General features: G+C 73.5%; 19 protein-coding genes. 13 read left to right on the top strand and 6 right to left on the bottom strand.

The genetic code is table 11. The features are described from left to right. Positions 1-89 precede the first annotated feature (89 nt). Together ACZ5NW_RS20855 and ACZ5NW_RS20850 are read left to right on the top strand one after the other, a co-directional pair. On the top strand, positions 90-1,379 hold the full coding sequence (locus tag ACZ5NW_RS20855; protein ID WP_468745343.1) for an ROK family protein: 1,290 nt from the start codon (positions 90-92) through the stop codon (positions 1,377-1,379). Positions 1,380-1,456: 77 nt separating this feature from the next. Continuing rightward, complete coding sequence (locus ACZ5NW_RS20850) at positions 1,457-1,696, top strand: hypothetical protein (protein WP_468745342.1); 240 nt, start codon at positions 1,457-1,459, stop codon at positions 1,694-1,696. Between the two features lie 277 nt (positions 1,697-1,973). Here ACZ5NW_RS20850 and ACZ5NW_RS20845 read toward each other — a convergent pair whose 3' ends face one another. Continuing rightward, positions 1,974-2,999, bottom strand: a complete 1,026-nt coding sequence (locus ACZ5NW_RS20845; protein ID WP_468745341.1) for an SDR family oxidoreductase — start codon at positions 2,997-2,999, stop codon at positions 1,974-1,976. Positions 3,000-3,168: 169 nt separating this feature from the next. Between ACZ5NW_RS20845 and ACZ5NW_RS20840 the strand changes: the two genes are divergently transcribed. Beyond that, entirely contained in the window at positions 3,169-4,008 is an 840-nt protein-coding gene (locus ACZ5NW_RS20840) for an alpha/beta fold hydrolase (RefSeq protein WP_468745340.1), read from the top strand. A 272-nt stretch (positions 4,009-4,280) separates the two neighbouring features. On the opposite strand, the gene ACZ5NW_RS20835 is transcribed toward ACZ5NW_RS20840, so the two are convergent. Continuing rightward, positions 4,281-5,318: a PHP domain-containing protein gene (locus tag ACZ5NW_RS20835; protein ID WP_468745339.1), complete on the bottom strand. Its 1,038-nt coding sequence runs from the start codon at positions 5,316-5,318 to the stop codon at positions 4,281-4,283. A gap of 99 nt (positions 5,319-5,417) precedes the next feature. On the opposite strand from ACZ5NW_RS20835, the gene ACZ5NW_RS20830 reads away from it, so the two are divergent. Continuing rightward, positions 5,418-5,660, top strand: a complete 243-nt coding sequence (locus ACZ5NW_RS20830; protein WP_468745338.1) for a hypothetical protein — start codon at positions 5,418-5,420, stop codon at positions 5,658-5,660. A 36-nt stretch (positions 5,661-5,696) separates the two neighbouring features. On the opposite strand, the gene ACZ5NW_RS20825 is transcribed toward ACZ5NW_RS20830, so the two are convergent. After that, positions 5,697-6,149: a VanZ family protein gene (locus ACZ5NW_RS20825; protein ID WP_468745640.1), complete on the bottom strand. Its 453-nt coding sequence runs from the start codon at positions 6,147-6,149 to the stop codon at positions 5,697-5,699. Between the two features lie 593 nt (positions 6,150-6,742). On the opposite strand from ACZ5NW_RS20825, the gene ACZ5NW_RS20820 reads away from it, so the two are divergent. Genes ACZ5NW_RS20820 through ACZ5NW_RS20795 form a run of 6 tightly spaced genes read left to right on the top strand, consistent with a single transcriptional unit; the run spans position 6,743 to position 10,482 of the window. Beyond that, on the top strand, positions 6,743-6,925 hold the full coding sequence (locus tag ACZ5NW_RS20820; RefSeq protein WP_468745337.1) for a hypothetical protein: 183 nt from the start codon (positions 6,743-6,745) through the stop codon (positions 6,923-6,925). Further along, positions 6,922-7,374, top strand: a complete 453-nt coding sequence (locus tag ACZ5NW_RS20815) for an MrpF/PhaF family protein (RefSeq protein ID WP_468745336.1) — start codon at positions 6,922-6,924, stop codon at positions 7,372-7,374. Before ACZ5NW_RS20820 ends, ACZ5NW_RS20815 begins: the two co-directional genes overlap by 4 nt. Continuing rightward, the gene (locus ACZ5NW_RS20810) at positions 7,367-7,627 is read left to right on the top strand and encodes a hydrogenase subunit MbhD domain-containing protein (protein WP_468745335.1); all 261 of its coding nucleotides are present in this window, start codon (positions 7,367-7,369) and stop codon (positions 7,625-7,627) included. Before ACZ5NW_RS20815 ends, ACZ5NW_RS20810 begins: the two co-directional genes overlap by 8 nt. Beyond that, positions 7,624-8,364, top strand: coding sequence for an MnhB domain-containing protein (locus ACZ5NW_RS20805; RefSeq protein ID WP_468745334.1), 741 nt, complete (start codon positions 7,624-7,626; stop codon positions 8,362-8,364). The genes ACZ5NW_RS20810 and ACZ5NW_RS20805 overlap by 4 nt, the downstream gene beginning before the upstream one ends. 10 nt (positions 8,365-8,374) lie before the next feature. Further along, entirely contained in the window at positions 8,375-8,722 is a 348-nt protein-coding gene (locus ACZ5NW_RS20800) for a sodium:proton antiporter (RefSeq protein WP_468745639.1), read from the top strand. Beyond that, positions 8,722-10,482 (top strand): complex I subunit 5 family protein, encoded by a 1,761-nt coding sequence (locus tag ACZ5NW_RS20795; protein WP_468745333.1) that lies wholly within the window; start codon positions 8,722-8,724, stop codon positions 10,480-10,482. Before ACZ5NW_RS20800 ends, ACZ5NW_RS20795 begins: the two co-directional genes overlap by 1 nt. Here the strand turns inward: ACZ5NW_RS20795 and ACZ5NW_RS20790 are convergent, their stop codons facing one another. From ACZ5NW_RS20790 to ACZ5NW_RS20780, 3 genes are all read right to left on the bottom strand, one after another. Continuing rightward, complete coding sequence (locus ACZ5NW_RS20790) at positions 10,483-11,145, bottom strand: DUF4230 domain-containing protein (RefSeq protein WP_468745332.1); 663 nt, start codon at positions 11,143-11,145, stop codon at positions 10,483-10,485. A 221-nt stretch (positions 11,146-11,366) separates the two neighbouring features. Next, positions 11,367-11,747: an anti-sigma factor antagonist gene (locus ACZ5NW_RS20785; protein ID WP_468745638.1), complete on the bottom strand. Its 381-nt coding sequence runs from the start codon at positions 11,745-11,747 to the stop codon at positions 11,367-11,369. A 135-nt stretch (positions 11,748-11,882) separates the two neighbouring features. Then, the gene (locus tag ACZ5NW_RS20780) at positions 11,883-12,320 is read right to left on the bottom strand and encodes a MarR family winged helix-turn-helix transcriptional regulator (protein WP_468745331.1); all 438 of its coding nucleotides are present in this window, start codon (positions 12,318-12,320) and stop codon (positions 11,883-11,885) included. Positions 12,321-12,434: 114 nt separating this feature from the next. Between ACZ5NW_RS20780 and ACZ5NW_RS20775 the strand changes: the two genes are divergently transcribed. From ACZ5NW_RS20775 to ACZ5NW_RS20765, 3 genes are all read left to right on the top strand, one after another. Then, positions 12,435-13,889, top strand: a complete 1,455-nt coding sequence (locus ACZ5NW_RS20775) for an aldehyde dehydrogenase family protein (RefSeq protein ID WP_468745330.1) — start codon at positions 12,435-12,437, stop codon at positions 13,887-13,889. A gap of 243 nt (positions 13,890-14,132) precedes the next feature. Further along, positions 14,133-15,239, top strand: coding sequence for an NAD(P)-dependent alcohol dehydrogenase (locus ACZ5NW_RS20770; protein WP_468745329.1), 1,107 nt, complete (start codon positions 14,133-14,135; stop codon positions 15,237-15,239). Between the two features lie 79 nt (positions 15,240-15,318). Further along, a complete protein-coding gene (locus ACZ5NW_RS20765; protein ID WP_468745328.1) occupies positions 15,319-16,173 on the top strand; it encodes a hypothetical protein in 855 nt (284 codons plus the stop codon). Positions 16,174-16,182 lie beyond the last annotated feature (9 nt).

The following is a 16,182-nucleotide window of genomic DNA, read 5'->3' as shown; positions in this document are numbered from 1 at the left end:
CACATCGTGAACTAAGGGTTGGAGGAATGTCGCGCGAGCCGTGCCCGCAGAGGTATGTTGCAGGTCGGACTGGGTACGGAGGAAGCCATATGGCGGGGCGGAACGGGCGCACGGTGCGCGATCTCAGGCGGGCCAACCGCACGGTCGTACTGCAACGCCTCTACTTCGACGGCCCGCTCAGCCGCTTCGAACTCGGCCCGGCCACCGGCCTGAGCTCCGGCTCGGTCAGCAACGTCGTCGCCGACCTGGTCGCCGACGGGCTGGTGGAGGAGGCAGGCAGCGTCGACTCCGACGGCGGCCGCCCCCGCACCCTGCTGCGCGTCGCACCCAGCAGCGGCCACATGATCGGCGTGGATGTCGGCGAGACGCGCGTCCGCGTCGAGCTGTTCGACCTGACCCTCACCGAACTGGCCCGCGCCGAACGGCCGCTGGCCCAGCGCCGCTACGAGGTCGAGGGCATCGTCGGCCACATCCGCGACGGCGTCGCCGAGGTGCTGGCCACCGCTGGCCTCGCCCCCGAACGGCTGCTCGGCGTCGGCATCGGCGTCCCCGGCATCGTCGAGCGCACGCCCGAGCGCGGAGCCGTCGTCCACGGCCAGACCATCGGCTGGGACGCCGTGCCCCTGGAGGCGCTGCTGCGCGAGGGCTCCCCGCTGCCCGACAGCGTGCCCTACTTCATCGACAACGGCGCCAAGACGCTCGGCCAGGCCGAGATGTGGTTCGGCGGCGGACGCGGCGCCGACAACGCCGTGGTCGTCCTCTTCGGCTCCGGCGTCGGCGCCTGCCTGGTCACCCCCGACGTGGAGCACGGCCGGGCCGTGGAATGGGGCCACCTCACCGTCCGCGTCCGGGGCCGCCGCTGCCGCTGCGGGGCCCTCGGCTGTCTGGAGGCCTACGCGGGAGCGGAGGCGCTCCTCGACCGCTGGCGCGAGGAGGGCGGCCGGCCGCCGGAGGACACCGACGAGGAGACCGCGCTGACCGCGATGCTCGCCGCCGCCTACCCGGCCGAGGGCGGCGCCCCCGACCCGGTCGCCCTCGCCGTGCTGGAGGAGACCGCCGAGTACCTCGGCGCCGGGCTCTCCGACCTGATCAACCTCTTCCAGCCCGAACGCATCCTCATCGGCGGCTGGGCCGGCCTCCAGCTCGGCACCCGGTTCCTGCCCGCCGTACGCCGGCACGCGATGTCGTACGCCCTGCGCCACCCCGCCGAGAAGGTCACCGTCGACCTCGGCCGGCTCGGGCCGGACGCGGTGACCGTGGGCGCCGCGATCCTCCCGCTGGCCGACTTCTTCGCCCACGGCGGCCGCCGCCCCGAGCCCGCGCCCGCCGGGCCGGCACCGGCGTGGCAGTCGGCGCTGGAGGACCGGGCGCCCCACTGAGCGGCGTTTCGCGACGCCCCGCCGAGGTACTCGCGTCTGCCTGTACGGCAGTCACCACGCCACGGAGGGAGCGGGTCGTGGCAGATCATCGCGAGGGAGCGGGTCAGGGTCAGGGCGGCGATCCGGTGCCGCGGGACATGCCGGACCAGCAGGCCGGGCAGGAAGAGGACCCCTGGGAGATCGACCAGGAGGACCACCCGGACGGCCCGGAGGACGACGTGCCCGACACCGACGAGGCGGGCACGGGCCGCCGCGGCGCCCCACACGCGGCGACGGTGAACCCCGAGCACCCAGCCCCCGAGGAGCCCAGCGCCTGAGCCCGACAGCCCGCGGCGTCCGCGGCGGCCCTTCGGCTCACTGACGCCGGCCGCCGCGACTTGGGGGCGCGACGACCGGCCCGACCGCCGTTCCGGCAGGGAGCCGGGGGTCGCGGCGACGGCGTTCCGGCTGGGCGTCGGGGCGCGCGAGCGAGTACCGCCGACGGTGCGACGACCGCCGTTCCGGGAGGGCGCCGGGGGGCGCGGGCGACCGGCGTCCCGACTGTGCGCGGCGCCCGTATTTCCGTCCGCGTCAGCGTCAGCCCACCTTCCCGCCTCACCCCACCTTCCTGCCCCGCATAGGTTCCGTCGGGGCGCCCGCGCCGGCGCGCAGGCCCTGCAGGAACTCCTCCAGTACCTCCGTCGCCGTGTGCCGCGGCCGCCAGCCCAGTTCCGTGTGTGCCCGGGTGCAGTCCATCAGGGGCAGCCGCAGGACCGCGTCGAAGAGATGCGGGGAGGCCGGCAGCAGACGCAGACCCCACGCGGCGGCGATGGCCGAGCGGGCCGCCGTCCGGGGCAGCCGCACGGGGCGGGCGTCGAGCATCTCGCCGAGCAGACCGGCGTCCACCGGCGGGTCGGCCGCCAGATTGAACGCCCCGCTCACCTCGGAGTGCACCGCCAGCCGGTACGCCTCCGCCGCGTCGTCCGTGTGCAGCGCCTGCACCCGCAGCCCGGGGATGTCCGGCAGGAACGGCAGCAGTTCGGGCCGCACCGCCGGGCCGGGCAGGAACCGCCCGCCGAAGATCCGCCGCTGCTCGCTCGCCGACTCCCGCTTGAACAGGAAAGCCGGCCGCATCCGCACGACCCGCACCGCTGGGTGCTGCCGCTCGAAGCCGTCCAGCGCCCGCTCCAGGTAGGCCTTCTCCCGGCAGTACGCGGCGTCCGGCCAGCCATGTGTCGGCCACGACTCGTCGACCGCCTCGTCCTTCGGCCCCGGCGAGTACGCGCCCACGGACGACGCGTGCACGAGCACCGGCACGTTCGCCGCCGCGACCGCCTCGAACAGCCGCATACCGCCCAGCACATTGGTCCGCCAGGTAACCGCCGGATCGTGCGTCGGCTGGAACGCCCAGGCCAGATGCACCACCGCGTCCGCGTCCGTCAGATGCCCGGAGATGTCCGCGGCTTCGACGGACAGATCCACCTCCGCCCATTCCGTCTTCGCCGGCGACCACTCGGGTGCCCGCCGTGCCAGTCCGACCACCGACTCGACCTCGGGATCCTCCGCCAGCAGCCGCACGACACTGGTCCCGACGTTGCCGGTGGCGCCCGTGACGACCACCTTGCCGCTCACCTTGATCATCTCCCGCCGTAGGCCGTGGGGAACCGGTCGAGTACCCCGGTTCCGGGCGGCGGCACGCCCGGCCGGGGACCGGACCCTGACCTCTGAGGTAATCGCGCTCCGCGACCGCCGCCGGAAGGATGAGAGACGTACCCGCCCACCGGATCCCCGGTCCATCAGGAGGACTCCCATGCCGTACTTCGCGAGCCCCGTCGACGACACCCGCCTGCACTACGTCGACCACGGACCGGCCGACGGACCCGTGATCGTCTTTGTGAACAGCGCCTACTTCGGCACCGGGATGTGGGAGTTCCAGACGGTCCCGCTGGCGGAGCGTGGCTACCGCTGCGTCGGCTTCGACCGGCGCGGGCACGGCCGCTCCGACGACGCATGGGGCGGCTTCGACCTGGACAGCCTCGCCGACGACGTCCAGGGTCTGCTCGACCACCTGGACCTGCGGGACGTCACCCTCGTCGCGCACTCCGTCGGCACCGCAGAGGCCGTGCGCTGTCTGACCCGGCACGGCGACGAGCGGGTGGCCCGGCTCGCGCTCGTCGCCGGGGTGGCGCCCGGACTGGTGCGCTCGGAGAACAACCCCGAGGGCCTCGCCCCGGAGGTGACGCGGGCGGTCGTCGACGACTTCCGGCGCGACCGGGCCGCCTTCTTCGCCGACGGCGCCCACGCGTTCTTCGCGCTCGACCGGCCCGGCAACGAACTCTCCGACGCCTACGTCCAGTCCATGGTCCGCGCCTGCCACGGAGCCACCGCCCGGGCCGGCATCGCGCTCGGCGAGCTGGTCGCCGGCCTCGACGTCGCTCCCGAACTGGCCAAGCTGGACCTGCCGGTCCTGGTGATCCACGGCACCCATGACGACTCGGCGCCGCTGGAGCTGACCGGCCGCCGCACCGCCGCGCTCGTCCCCGGCGCCGTCCTCACGGTGTACGAGAACGCCGGACACGGCCTGTTCGCCACACACGCGACGCGACTCACCGCGGATCTGGGGGACTTCGCGGCGGGCGTGGCGGCCTGATCCGGCGATCCGGAAGCCGACGACAAGAAGCCCCGACCGGACGGGGGGAGACCGGTCGGGGCAGTCGAGGTGTGGGCGCGGATGGCGGTCGCCTCTCGGCGAAAGGCTCCACAGGGCTTCAGCCGAACGATCGTCCCTGTGGGCAAAAGGTGAGGCCCGGGGACACTGTCCCATCCACACCCACGAGTTGTTCAACGGCGAACCACCACGGGGTGTTCCCGGGCCCGCGACGACACGGGGTGATCCGCGTCACCCTGGACGCGTCAGTCGTGTCACGTCCGCGCGGCCGGCTCCGGCACGCGGCCCTCCCGGGTCCAGGCGAGCAGCTCCTCGGCCGTCCACGTGGTCACCACCCGCTCCTCGGGCACCCCGCACTCCTCCGCCCGTGCGCAGCCCAGGATCTGCCAGTCCAGCTGACCGGGCGCGTGCGCGTCCGTGTCGATCGAGAAGAGCACCCCCGCGTCCACCGCCCGGCGCAGCAGCCGGCGCGGCGGGTCGAGCCGTTCGGGCCGGCTGTTGATCTCCACGGCCGTCCCCGACTCGGCGCACGCGGCGAACACCGCCTCCGCGTCGAACTCCGACTCCGGCCGCCCCCGCCCCGTCACCAGCCGCCCCGTGCAGTGCCCGAGGACGTCCGCGTGCGGATCGCGCACGGCGGCCACCATGCGGCGGGTCATCGAGCGGGCGTCCATGCGCAGCTTGGAGTGCACCGACACCACGACCAGGTCGAGCCGCTCCAGCAGCTCCGGCTCCTGGTCGAGGGAGCCGTCCTCCAGGATGTCGCACTCGATGCCGGTCAGCAGGCGGAAGGGCGCCCAGGTCGCGTTGAGCTCGGCCACCACCTCCAGCTGGCGGCGCAGCCGCTCCGGGGACAGTCCGCGCGCCACCGTCAGCCGGGGCGAGTGGTCCGTGAGCACGGCCCACTGATGGCCCAGCGCGGCCGCCGCCCGGCCCATCTCGTCGATCGGGCTGCCGCCGTCGGACCAGTCGGAGTGCACATGGCAGTCGCCGCGCAGCAGCGCCCGCAGCCGTGCGCCGCCCTCCGTGAGCGGCGCCCCCACCTCGCCCTCCAGCTTGCGCAGATAGGCCGGCTCCTGTCCGGCCAGCGCCTCGCGCACCACCTGGGCGGTCTTCGGTCCCACGCCCCGCAGCGACTCCAGGGTCCCCGCGGCCGCCCGCTCGGCCACCTCGCCCTCGGGCAGCTCCTGGAGCACCCGGGCCGCCGTACGGAAGGCCCGCACCCGGTACGTCGGCGCCAGGGACCGCTCCAGCAGGAAGGCGATCCGGTCAAGGGCCTCGACGGGATCCATCGCCACCTCCTGGCACCAGGGTTCCCCACGCGCCGGGCCCCCGCACCACGGGAAACGCCGACCATCCGTAACGGCGGGTTCCGCTCTACGCTCTATGACATGACCGAAATCGCGAGCCCCCATATCTCCCACCCACGGGTCATGGTGCTCGGGGTGCAGCCGGGCAAGCCGCCTTTCCGTATCGTGGAAATCGATGGTGAAGTGGTCGGCGAGGCGACGGCGATCACGGACGTCCTCGAGACCGCCGCCGCGTTCGGCATCACGATCCACGACCTGGACGACCCCGACGTCGTGCGGTGGGTCGGCGGCGACCGCTACACCTGGAAACCGCGCCGGCTGTGACGTCCGGGCAGACGTCCGCCCGACCGGATCCCGAGGTCAGCCCCGGGCGTGCACCGCCCGGCCCAGACGCCTGCCGAGCAGCAGATAACCGACGAGCGCGCCCGCCGTGTTGAGGATGACGTCGTCGATGTCGAAGGCGCGCCCGGTCACCAGCGCGCCCTGCGCGAACTCCACCAGCAGCATCACCACCGCGGTCAGCAGCAGCACCCGCCACACGCCCCGGGTTCCCGGCGCGACGACCGGCAGCAGCACCCCGAACGGCACGCCCAGCAGCAGGTTCCCGCCGATCTGCTTCACCGCGTCGCGCAGCTCCGGCTGGTCCAGGTAGGCGCGCAGCGAGTGACCGGGCCGCATATTGGTGTGCACCAGCGTCTCGGAGGCGGGCGACGGCTCCAGCGTCAGCCGGGCGAGCACCACGGCGAACGCCACCATCAGGGCGAAGGCGACGGCCGTCGCGAACATCCGCAGCAGCCAGGAGAAGGGCCGCAGGCGAGGACGGCGACGGCTGGACGCGGAGGCGGGTCCGCCGTTGGCGGCGGGGCGCTTACCGGTCCTGACGGCGGGTTCGCCGGTCGCGGCACGGCGCTTCCAGATCGCGGCACGGCGCTTGCCGGTCGTGGCGGCGGGCGTGTCGGTCGGGGCGGGGCCCTTGTCGGTGGCGGCACCGCGCTTCCAGAACGCCGTACGGCGTTTGCCGCTCGCGGCGGCGGGCTTGTCGGTCGTGGCGCGGCCCTTGCCGGTCCCGGCAGCGCGCTTCCCGGTCGTGGCGGCGGGCTTGTCGGAAGCGGTGGCCGGCTTGTCGGCCGTGCTTTCCGGCTTGGTGGTGCGCAGGCGTAAGGCGGTCAGTGGACGTAACCCGGAGCGGGCCATACGGGCCTCCAGCATCCTCCAGCGTTCAACTTCCCTGCGTCGTAAGGCGATTACCCGCGAACCGCACGCCCAATGCCCCCACCGCGCCGCCGGACCCGTTTCCGTTGCTGCTGTCGGGGCACTCCTGGCAGTGCCCGCGCGTGCCGTCGCCCCGGTCGGCGAGGCCGGTGCTTGGATGCCGGAGGCGGCGGGCGGAACCGAGGAGGTGGCTCGTGGACCGACGCGACAGCCTGCGCGCCCTGGGCGAACTCCTCGCCTGGTGGGCCGCGCTGGGCGTCCTCTGGCTCTTCTACATCAGCACCGTGGACACCCTGGAACTCGCCGTCGGCGCGGGTTGTGCCGCCGTCGGCGCGCTCGCGGCCCGCGCCGCGCGACGGGCGGTGACCGACCGGTGAACGGCTGGCTCCTCGCCGCGGCCGTCGTCCTGGCCGGGGGCCTGGGCGCGACCCTGTGGGGGGTCGCGACCGGCCCGCTGCGCCGCCGCGTCGTCGCCCAGAACCTGTCCACCGCCCTGGCCTGCCCGGTCCTGCTCCTGCTCTCCCAGGGCTACGACCGCCCGTCCTACGTCGATCTCGCGCTGGTCCTCGCCCTGCTGGGTCCGGTCGGCACCCTTGTCTTCGCCCGGCTGCTCGGCGACGAACTCGCCCGGGACCAGCCGCGCGCCTGGGCCGCCACCTGGGCGGCCGCCGCCGTCGGCGCGGCCGTCGTCCTGGCCCTGTGCGTGGCCGTCGGCCCCAGCCGGGCGATGGCGAAACTGCTGGTCGTCGGGGCGCTGCTGATCGGCGGCAACCTCGTCGCCTCCCGGGCGCTCGCGGGCGGCATCAGCGGGGTGCGCCGTGGCTGACACCGTCCTCGTCGTCGCCCTGCTGCTGGTCGCCGCCTGCGCGACCGCCGCCGTCGCCACCCGCGACCCGGTCCGCCAGGCCCTGGTCCTGGCCGTCCTCGGTGTCGCCCTCGCCGTCTCGTTCACCGCACTGCAGGCCCCCGACGTCGGCCTGTCCCAGCTCGCCGTCGGCTCGGCGCTGACCCCGCTGCTGCTGATGCTCACGGTCCGCAAGGTCCGCCGCCGCGCCCGCCGCAAGGACGGGGCCCGATGAACCCGCGCGTCCGGCTCTGGCTGGTCGGCACGGCCGGCGCCGCGCTCGCCGTCCTGCTCGTCGCCGCCTGTCTGCGCCTGCCCGACTTCGGCGGCGACCGCCACCCCTACGGCGACCGGGCCGTGCGCGCCGCCCTCCACCGGCGCACCGCCAACACCATCGCGTCCGTCAACTTCGACCTGCGCGCCTACGACACCCTCGGCGAGATGGCCATCCTCTTCGCCGCGGTCCTCGGCTGCGTGGTCCTGCTGCGCCAGGCCCGCGACGAACACCGGGCCGTCCCCGAACCCGCCCGGGTGGCCCCGCCCGTGCGCCGCTACGCCCTGATCGTGCTGCCCGTCGCCCTGCTCACCGGCCTCTACATCATCGCCCACGGCCAGCTCAGCCCCGGCGGCGGCTTCCAGGGCGGAGTCGTCGCGGCGACCGCCCTGCACCTGCTCTACCTGGGCGCCGACTACCGGGCGCTGGAACGGATCCGGCCCTTGGGGCGCTACGAGGTCGGCGACGCCCTGTCCGCCTGCGCCTACGTCGTCACCGGACTCGCCGCCGTCCTCGCCGGCACCGCCTTCCTCGCCAACACCCTGCTGCCGTACGGCACGTTCAACACGCTGTCCTCCGGCGGCACCGTCCCGCTGCTGAACGCGGCCATCGGCATGGAGGTCGCCTGCGCCTGTGTCGTCCTGCTCGCCCGCTTCCTGGACCAGGCCGTCGAGATCGAGAAGGAGTCCCCGAGGTGAGCCGCCCGTGATGCACGTCCTGCCCTATGTGATCGCCGTCTGGGTCTTCCTGGCCGGCTGCTACGGCCTGGCCACCAGCCGCAATCTGATCCACGCCGTCGGCTGCCTCGCCGTCTGCCAGTCCGCCACCTACGTCCTGCTGCTGGCCGTCGGCTACCGCGACGGTGCCACCGCACCCGTCTTCTCCGACGTGAAACCCGGCTCACGGCCGGTCGTCGACCCCGTGGTGCAGGCGCTCGCCCTCACCGACGTCGTGGTCGGCGCCACCGTCACCGCCCTGCTCCTCGCCCTGGTCGTGCAGATCTCCAAGCGGCACGGCACCGTCGACCCCGACGACCTCTCCGAGCTGCGCGGCTGATGCATCACCTGCTGCCGCTGCTCGTCGCCCTTCCGCTGCTCGGGGCCGGCCTGCTGGTCGCCGGGGGCCGCCGGCTGCCGCGGGTCGCCGCCGAGTCCATCGGCTGCGCGGTCTCCGCCGCCTCCGCCGCCCTCGCCCTGATCCTGCTGCTGAACTCCTCGCCGCCCATGACCGAGTGGGTCGGCGGCTGGCGGCCCGTGAACGGGGAGAGCGTCGGCATCGTCGTGATCGGCGACGGCCCCGGCCTGGGCCTGGCCGCCCTCGCCTCCCTGCTCACGCTGGCGGCACTGGCGTACTCCTGGCACTACTTCGACGAACCCCCGCGCCGCCACGCCGGTTCCTTCCCGGCGCTCATGCTGGTCTTCCAGGCCGGCATGAGCGGCTTCGCGATCGCCGGGGACCTGTTCAACGCGTTCGTGTTCTTCGAGCTGATGAGCGTGGTGGCGTACGCGCTGACCGGCTATCGCATCGACGAACCCCGGGCGGTCCAGGGCGCGTTGACGTTCGCCGTCGTCAACTCCCTGGGCGCGTACGCCATGCTGATGGGCATCGCGCTGCTGTACGGCCGTACCGGCGAACTGTCCATGGCGTACATCGGGCGCGGCCTGGACGCGCACGGCGGGCCCGACGCGCTCACGCTCGCCGCCTTCGTCCTCGTGATGACCGGGCTGCTCGTCAAGGCGGCCGCCGTGCCCTTCCACTTCTGGCTGCCCGACGCCCACGCCGTCGCCCCCACCCCCGTGTGCATGCTGCTCTCCGGGGTGATGGTCGAGCTCGGCGTGTACGGCGTCTGGCGGGTGTACGGCACGGTCTTCGCCGGGCCGGGCGGCATCCCGGCCGGCGACGTCGAGCGGGTGCTCGTCGTCCTGGGCGTGCTCACGGCGGCCGTGGGCGCGGTCATGTGCTGGTACCAGCGGCACATCAAGCGGCTGCTCGCCTACTCGACGGTCGCCCACACCGGACTGTTCCTCGTCGGCATCGGCGTCCTGAAGCCCGAGGCCGACGACGGGATCGCGCTGTATGTCATCGGCCACGCCGGTGTGAAGGCCGCCCTGTTCGCCTGCGCCGGCATCCTCCTCGACCGCTTCGGCAGCGTCGACGAGCACGCCCTCTACGGCAAGGCGCGCCGGCTGCGCGGTGTGGCCGTCATGTTCGTCGCGGGCGCCCTGGGGCTGGCCGGGCTGCCGCCGTTCGGCACCACGCTGGGCAAGGCGATCACCGAGGAGGCCGTGGGCGGGCCGCTGACGGCGCTCTACGTCGTCGTGTCGGCGGTGACCGCCGGGGCCGTGCTGCGGGTCGCCGGCCGGGTGTTCCTCGGACTCGGCCCGCGCCCGCAGGAGCACGAGGAGTACGAGACGACGGGGGCGGGGGAGCGGCCCGAGACCGAGCGGCGGCTGACCCGGGTGCCCGACACCATGACGGTCGTCCCCGCCGTGCTGCTCGCGGCCGCCGTCGCGGTCGGTGTGGCACCCGGCCTCGCCCACGTGGTCGCGCGTTCCGTGAACGAGGCCGGATCGGGCGGTGCGCCCGTCTCGGTGCACTGGACGTGGGCCGGCGCCCTGCTGGGGCTGGCCTCGACCGCGCTGGCCGTGGGCCTGGTCGCGCTCGCGTTCACCAGGCCCCGGCTGCTCGCCGTCCCGCACCGGGCGCTGCCCCTGCGGCGCCTGCAGTCCGGGCATGTCGGGGACTACGTCGCCTGGCTGCTGGTCGGCGCGGCCCTGCTGGGCGCGCTGGCCCTGCCGGGCGTGCCGCTGACCTGATCAGGCGCCGTACGTCACACGCACCTCCTTGAAGCCCAGGGAGCGCAGCAGCCCCTGGAGCATGGCTTTGGTGTTCGTCTCGGCGCGAGCGGTGAGACCGCTGTCCTTCGCGGCCTCCCCGATGTGCCGGACGGCGAGCTGCTGCACGGCCTGCTCGCTGTTGGGGTTGCCCGAGAACAGGTCGCCGAGCCGGTCGAGGAGACCGCGCTGCTTGGAGACGGCGTAGGAGCGGTCGGGGTCGAGGGCCGGTTTGGCCAGTCGCGCGTGCGGCAGCCGCAGGGTGGCCGACGTGCGGTCGTCATTGACCGTCACGTCCTTCTCGCCGAGGCTGCCGAGATCGACGTAGGCGTCCACGGTGCCCGCCCCCACGTACAGGGTGCGGGAGCCGCGGATCGCGTCGGGGAGGTACTTGGCGTCCTTCTCCAGGTCCACGACGACCTGGAAGTTGCCGGACGCCGCCTGGTAGCGGCTCATGTCCTGGATGGACTCCAGCAGGGCGGGGCCGGAGCGGTCGTGGGTCTCGGTGCCGAACAGGTCCCGCAGTCCCGCGAGGGCGAGCAGCCGGATCCCGGCGAACAGCAGCACGAGCACCAGCACCGCCGCGGTGACCGCCTTGGCCCAGCCGGGCATGCGGCCGGACATCCGCTTGATGGAAGTCGTCATACCGACGGTCCTCCTTCCTGCTGACGGGATTCCCCCCAACGCGCCGCGTAGGCAGTCTTGTTGACAACCTGTGACACCGTGGACGCGGAACGGCGGCCCGGTCGGCCGCCGGCGTCGATCGCCCCGACGCCTAGCGCGCGGCGGTCGCCCGTTTCCTCGGCGCCGGCGGATGACCGTACGTCCTGGTCACGACCGGTGCGAGGACCCTGGAGCAGGTTCGGTCATAACGAGCCCGATGTGGCCTCGGGCCGGCTCAGGGCCGCCTCCAGGTTGGGTGCGGGCGGCAGCAGCCGGGACAGCCCGGTGGCGCGCAGCACGCGCAGGGTCAGCGGATGGGAGCACACCAGGCGCAGTGCCCCCTCGCGGTCCAGCACCCGCAGCCGGGCCCGGTACAGCAGCCGCAGCCCGGAGCAGTCGAAGAACTCGACGCCGGTCAGATCGATCACCACACGCGGCGCGGATCCCCCCGTCGCCGCGTCCAGGCGCGGGACGATCTCCACCGCCGCGGCGATGTCGATCTCGCCCCGGAACTCCAGCACCGTGAACCCCCGCTCCTGCCGGACGCGCAGATACGGGGAGTCCGCGGCGGGTTCCTGCTGCACCACGATCTCGCCTCCCGGCCGCTCCAACTGGGCCCCCGCCCCAGCAAGTTACCCCCGAACGAGTGAATTGCAGCATGTTCGATTGACATATGTCCTCGAAACGCGCCGGGGTTTTCTCGTGTCGTGAGTGAAGTCCTACGACAGGGCGTGCCACGCCTTCGTCAGAGCCAGCCGGAACTGGTCGGTCTGATGCGCCGTGAGGTCGCGCACCATCCGCTCCTCCAGGTCGCGCACCGGCCCCGCGTGCCGCGCGAGCAGCTCCCGCCCGGCGTCCGTCAGCAGGATCAGGAGCTCCCGCCGGTTCCTCGGGTTGCGCTCCCGGCGCACGAGGCCGCGGCTCTCCAGGGACCGCACGAGGTCGGCGATGGACTGCGCGGTGACGAAGGAGTCCCGGGCCAGTTGGGCGGCCGACAGCCCGTCGTGCCGTTCCAGCACGGTCAGGGCGGTGTACTGCAGCGCCGTGATGCCGGACGGCTTGACCAGTTCGTCCAGGTGGGAGCGCACCACGAGCTCCACCTGCTTGACCATGTAGAGCAGGGACGGGGATGCCTTGGTTATCGGGGTGCCGGCCATGGATCGAGCGTAGAGCATTGACAGGAAACCTGTCCGTAATCAAACTGCCAATCAACAGGAATCCTGTTTGTTGAAATCTTGGCGACAACGTCGGGACGACGCTGAGGAGCGGCGATGACCACCTTCGAGACCGACCCCGGACGGCTGTTCATCGGGGGCCAGTGGCGCGAGGCCGCCGACGGGGCCCGCACCGAGGTCGTCGACCCCTCCCGGGGCACGGTGATCACCACCGTCGCCGAGGCGGGCGCCGCCGATGTCGACGCGGCCGTGCGAGCCGCCCGCGAGGCCTTCGACAGCGGCCGGTGGTCCGGGCTGAGCGGCCGGGAACGCGGCCGGATCCTGTACCGCGTCGCCGAGCTGATCCGGGAGAACGCCGACGAACTCGCCCGCCTGGAGAGCCTCGACGTCGGCAAGCCGATCACCCTCGCCCACGCCGTCGACGTCACCAACGCGGCCAACGACTACGAGTACTACGCCTCCCTCGCCTTCACCCTCGACGGCGCCACCCGCGACACCCCCCTGAACGCCCTCGCCTACACCAAGCGCGGCCCGATCGGTGTCGTCGCCGCCATCACGCCCTTCAACTTCCCGCTGATCCTGGCCGGTTCGAAGATCGCCCCCGCCCTCGCCGCCGGCAACACGGTCGTCCACAAACCCGCCGACGAGACCCCGCTCAGCGCCCTGTACATGGCCGGACTGCTCCAGCGCGCCGGCGTCCCCGACGGGGTCGTCAACGTCGTCACTGGCGCCGGCCCGGTCGCCGGCGAGGCCCTGCTGCGCCACCCGGGCATCGACAAGGTCGCCTTCACCGGCTCCACGGCGATCGGCCGGCACGCGGCGAGCGTCGCGGGGGAGGCGCTCAAGCCCGTCACCATGGAACTCGGCGGCAACGCCGCCCATATCGTCTTTGAGGACGCCGACCTGGAGAAGGCCGTCGGCGCGGTCATCAAGGGTTTCGTCTTCAACACCGGCCAGTTCTGCATGGGCGGCCCCCGTCTGCTGGTGGCCCGCTCGGTGTACCCGACCCTGCTGAACATCCTCGCCGAGGCCGTCCCCGGCGTGCCCGTCGGCGACCCCCGGGAGGCCGGGACGGTCGTCGGGCCGATGGCGGGGGAGCGGCATCTGCGCAAGGTCGAGGAGTACGTCGACCTCGCCCGCAAGGAGGGCGCCCGCATCGTCTGCGGCGGCGAGCGCCTCGACCTGAACGGCGGCTACTACTACCGGCCCACCGTGATCGCCGACCTTCCGAACGACTCCCGGGTCGTCCAGGAGGAGATCTTCGGCCCGGTCCTCACCGTGCAGCCCTTCGACAGCGAGGACGAGGCCGTCGCCCTCGCCAACTCCACGCCCTACGGGCTGGCCTCGGGTGTCCAGACCGGCAGCCTGGCCCGCGCCCACCGGGTCGCCGACCGGCTCCAGGCCGGCATCGTCTGGATCAACGACTGGGCGATGCTCGACCCGGCCGTCCCCTTCGGCGGCGTCAAGGCCTCCGGCTTCGGCCGCGAGTACGGCCCCGAGGCCCTCGCCTCCTACACCAAGGTCAAGTCGGTCGTCGTCTCGCTTGATTGAGATCGCCCGAGGAGATCGTGGGCGGAGATCGCCGGACGAGATCGTCGGCTGAGCGCGTCGGCTGAGCGCGTCTGCCGAGCCGGCCCGCGAGCCGTCCGCTGAGCCCGTCCGCCGAGCCGACCAGCGAGCCCGCTTGCGGAGTCGGCCTCCCGAGCCCGCCCGCGAGCCGGACGCCGAGCGCGGCCGAACGCGCCGACCGCGTACGCCCGTTGAGCCCGCCCGCACACGACTGGAGTTCCCGCCATGCCCCTCACCACCCGCGCCGCCGTCGTCGAGTCCGGCGGCGCGCCCTTCGCCTTCTCCGACGTCGTCCTCGACGATCCCGGCCCGCACGAGGCCGTGGTCCGCATGGTCGCCGCCGGGCTGTGCCACACCGATCTGAGCGTGGCCAGCGGGGCGCTGCCCTTCCCGCTGCCCGGAGTCCTCGGCCACGAGGGCGCGGGTGTCGTGGAGGCCGTCGGCACCGCCGTCACCGGGATCGCCCCCGGCGACCACGTCATCCTCTCCTTCACCTCCTGCGGCGACTGCCACGATTGCGCGGGCGGCCACCCCGCCTACTGCGCCACCTGGCTGCCGCTCAACCTCATCGGCGGCCGCCGCGCCGACGGCACCGCCACGATCAGCCGGGACGGCGGGGCGCTGGGCGGCCACTTCTTCGGCCAGTCGTCGTTCGCGGAGCGGGCGTTGGTGGACGAGCGCAGCCTGGTCAAGGTCGACCCGGATGTGCCGCTCGCCTCGATCGCCCCGCTGGGCTGCGGGGTGCAGACCGGAGTCGGCGCCGTGTGGAACGTACTGAAGCCGCGCACCGGCGGCACCGTCGTCGTACTCGGCGCCGGAGCCGTCGGCCTGTCCGCCGTGATGGCGGCTGCCCTCACGCCGGCCACCACGATCGTCGCCGTCGACCGGGTCGCCGAACGCCTCGAACTGGCACGGGAGTTGGGTGCCACGCACACCGTCGACCCGACCGAGGAGAGCCTGGCCGAGGCGATCCGGACGGTCTGCGGGGATCGGGGCGCGGACGGCGTCGTCGAGACCACGGGCAACGTCGGCGTCCTGCGCGCCGGCGTCGACGCGCTCGCCGCCCGCGGCACCCTGGTCGTCGTGGGGGCACCGCCCTTCGGCACCGAAGTCGCCCTGGACGTCAACGGATTGCTGTCCGGCAAGCGGATCGTCGGCCTGACCCTCGGTGACGCCGAGACGCGGAGCTTCATCCCCGCCCTGGTGGCCCTGGTGAAGCAGGGGCGGCTGCCGCTGCACCGGCTGATCTCCGCCTACCCCTTCGCCGACCTCGACCAGGCGGTGCGGGACATGCGGGCGGGCAAGGCGATCAAGCCGGTGCTCACCTTCTGACCGCCGCGTCCGATCGAACGTTTCCCGACCCTCCGGCGTCCGAGGAGCGCAAGGACGGTCGTGGGAACAGGGGGCGGGCATGCGCAGAGGGCTCGTGACGGGAACGGTGCTGGTGGCCGTGGCGGCGGTGGGGTGCGGGACGGGCGGCGGACCGGACGTCGTGGTCGAGGGCACCCCACCCGCCTCGCCGTACCCGGGACCGCTGGACATCCCCACCCGCAGCGTGGACGGCCACACACCGCAGGCCCTGCGCGAGGTCTCCGGTGCGGCGGGCCGCGCCCTGGAGTGCGACGGCGAGATCTACGAGGGCGGCGGGCCCGACGGCTGGAGCGAGCGGGACGGCGGCGACACGCCGGAGGAGGGGCTGGCACTCTACTTCGACCTGTTCGTCCCCGAGGTGCCCCGCGGCGGCTACCGCGAGGAGCGCCGCGACGGGGACCGCGTGCTGTACTCCTTCGACGTCGGGGGCCGGACCAAGGTGGCGGTCGTGGTGGCCAAGGACCAGCGCGGCCGGCCCGGTTGGGGCCCGGAGACCAACGCCTCCTGCGACCCCTCCGAGTTCCCGGCGGCCTTCACCGACGAGCAGGGGTACGAGATCTGGACCGACCGCGGGGGAAGACGGCTGCCCGTCGCCGAGATCCAGACCTCGGCCGGACCCGAGCACTGCGGCTGGCAGAGCGCCCGCTTCCTGTCCCTGGGCCGGGACCCGGGCGGCCGCACCTACGTTCGCGATCCCGAGGGCGTCCTCGAACCGGGCATGCTGACGGCGCCGTACGACGGCCACGCCCGCCTCCCGTCCGACGCCCGGGACACCGGATACCGGCGCGAGGACCGGCAGTTGTGGCTGACCGGCGACCGCGCCACGGCGTACGTCCGCACCCCCGACGGCGTCGAGGCGTGGCCGGCGCTGAAGGAGGGCGTGGGCTGTCTGTGACGACGGCCC

The organism is Streptomyces sp. NPDC032126, assembly GCF_055580085.1.
The sequence above is the reverse complement of the archived record's forward strand: the minus strand, read 5'-3'. Positions and strand labels throughout refer to the sequence as shown.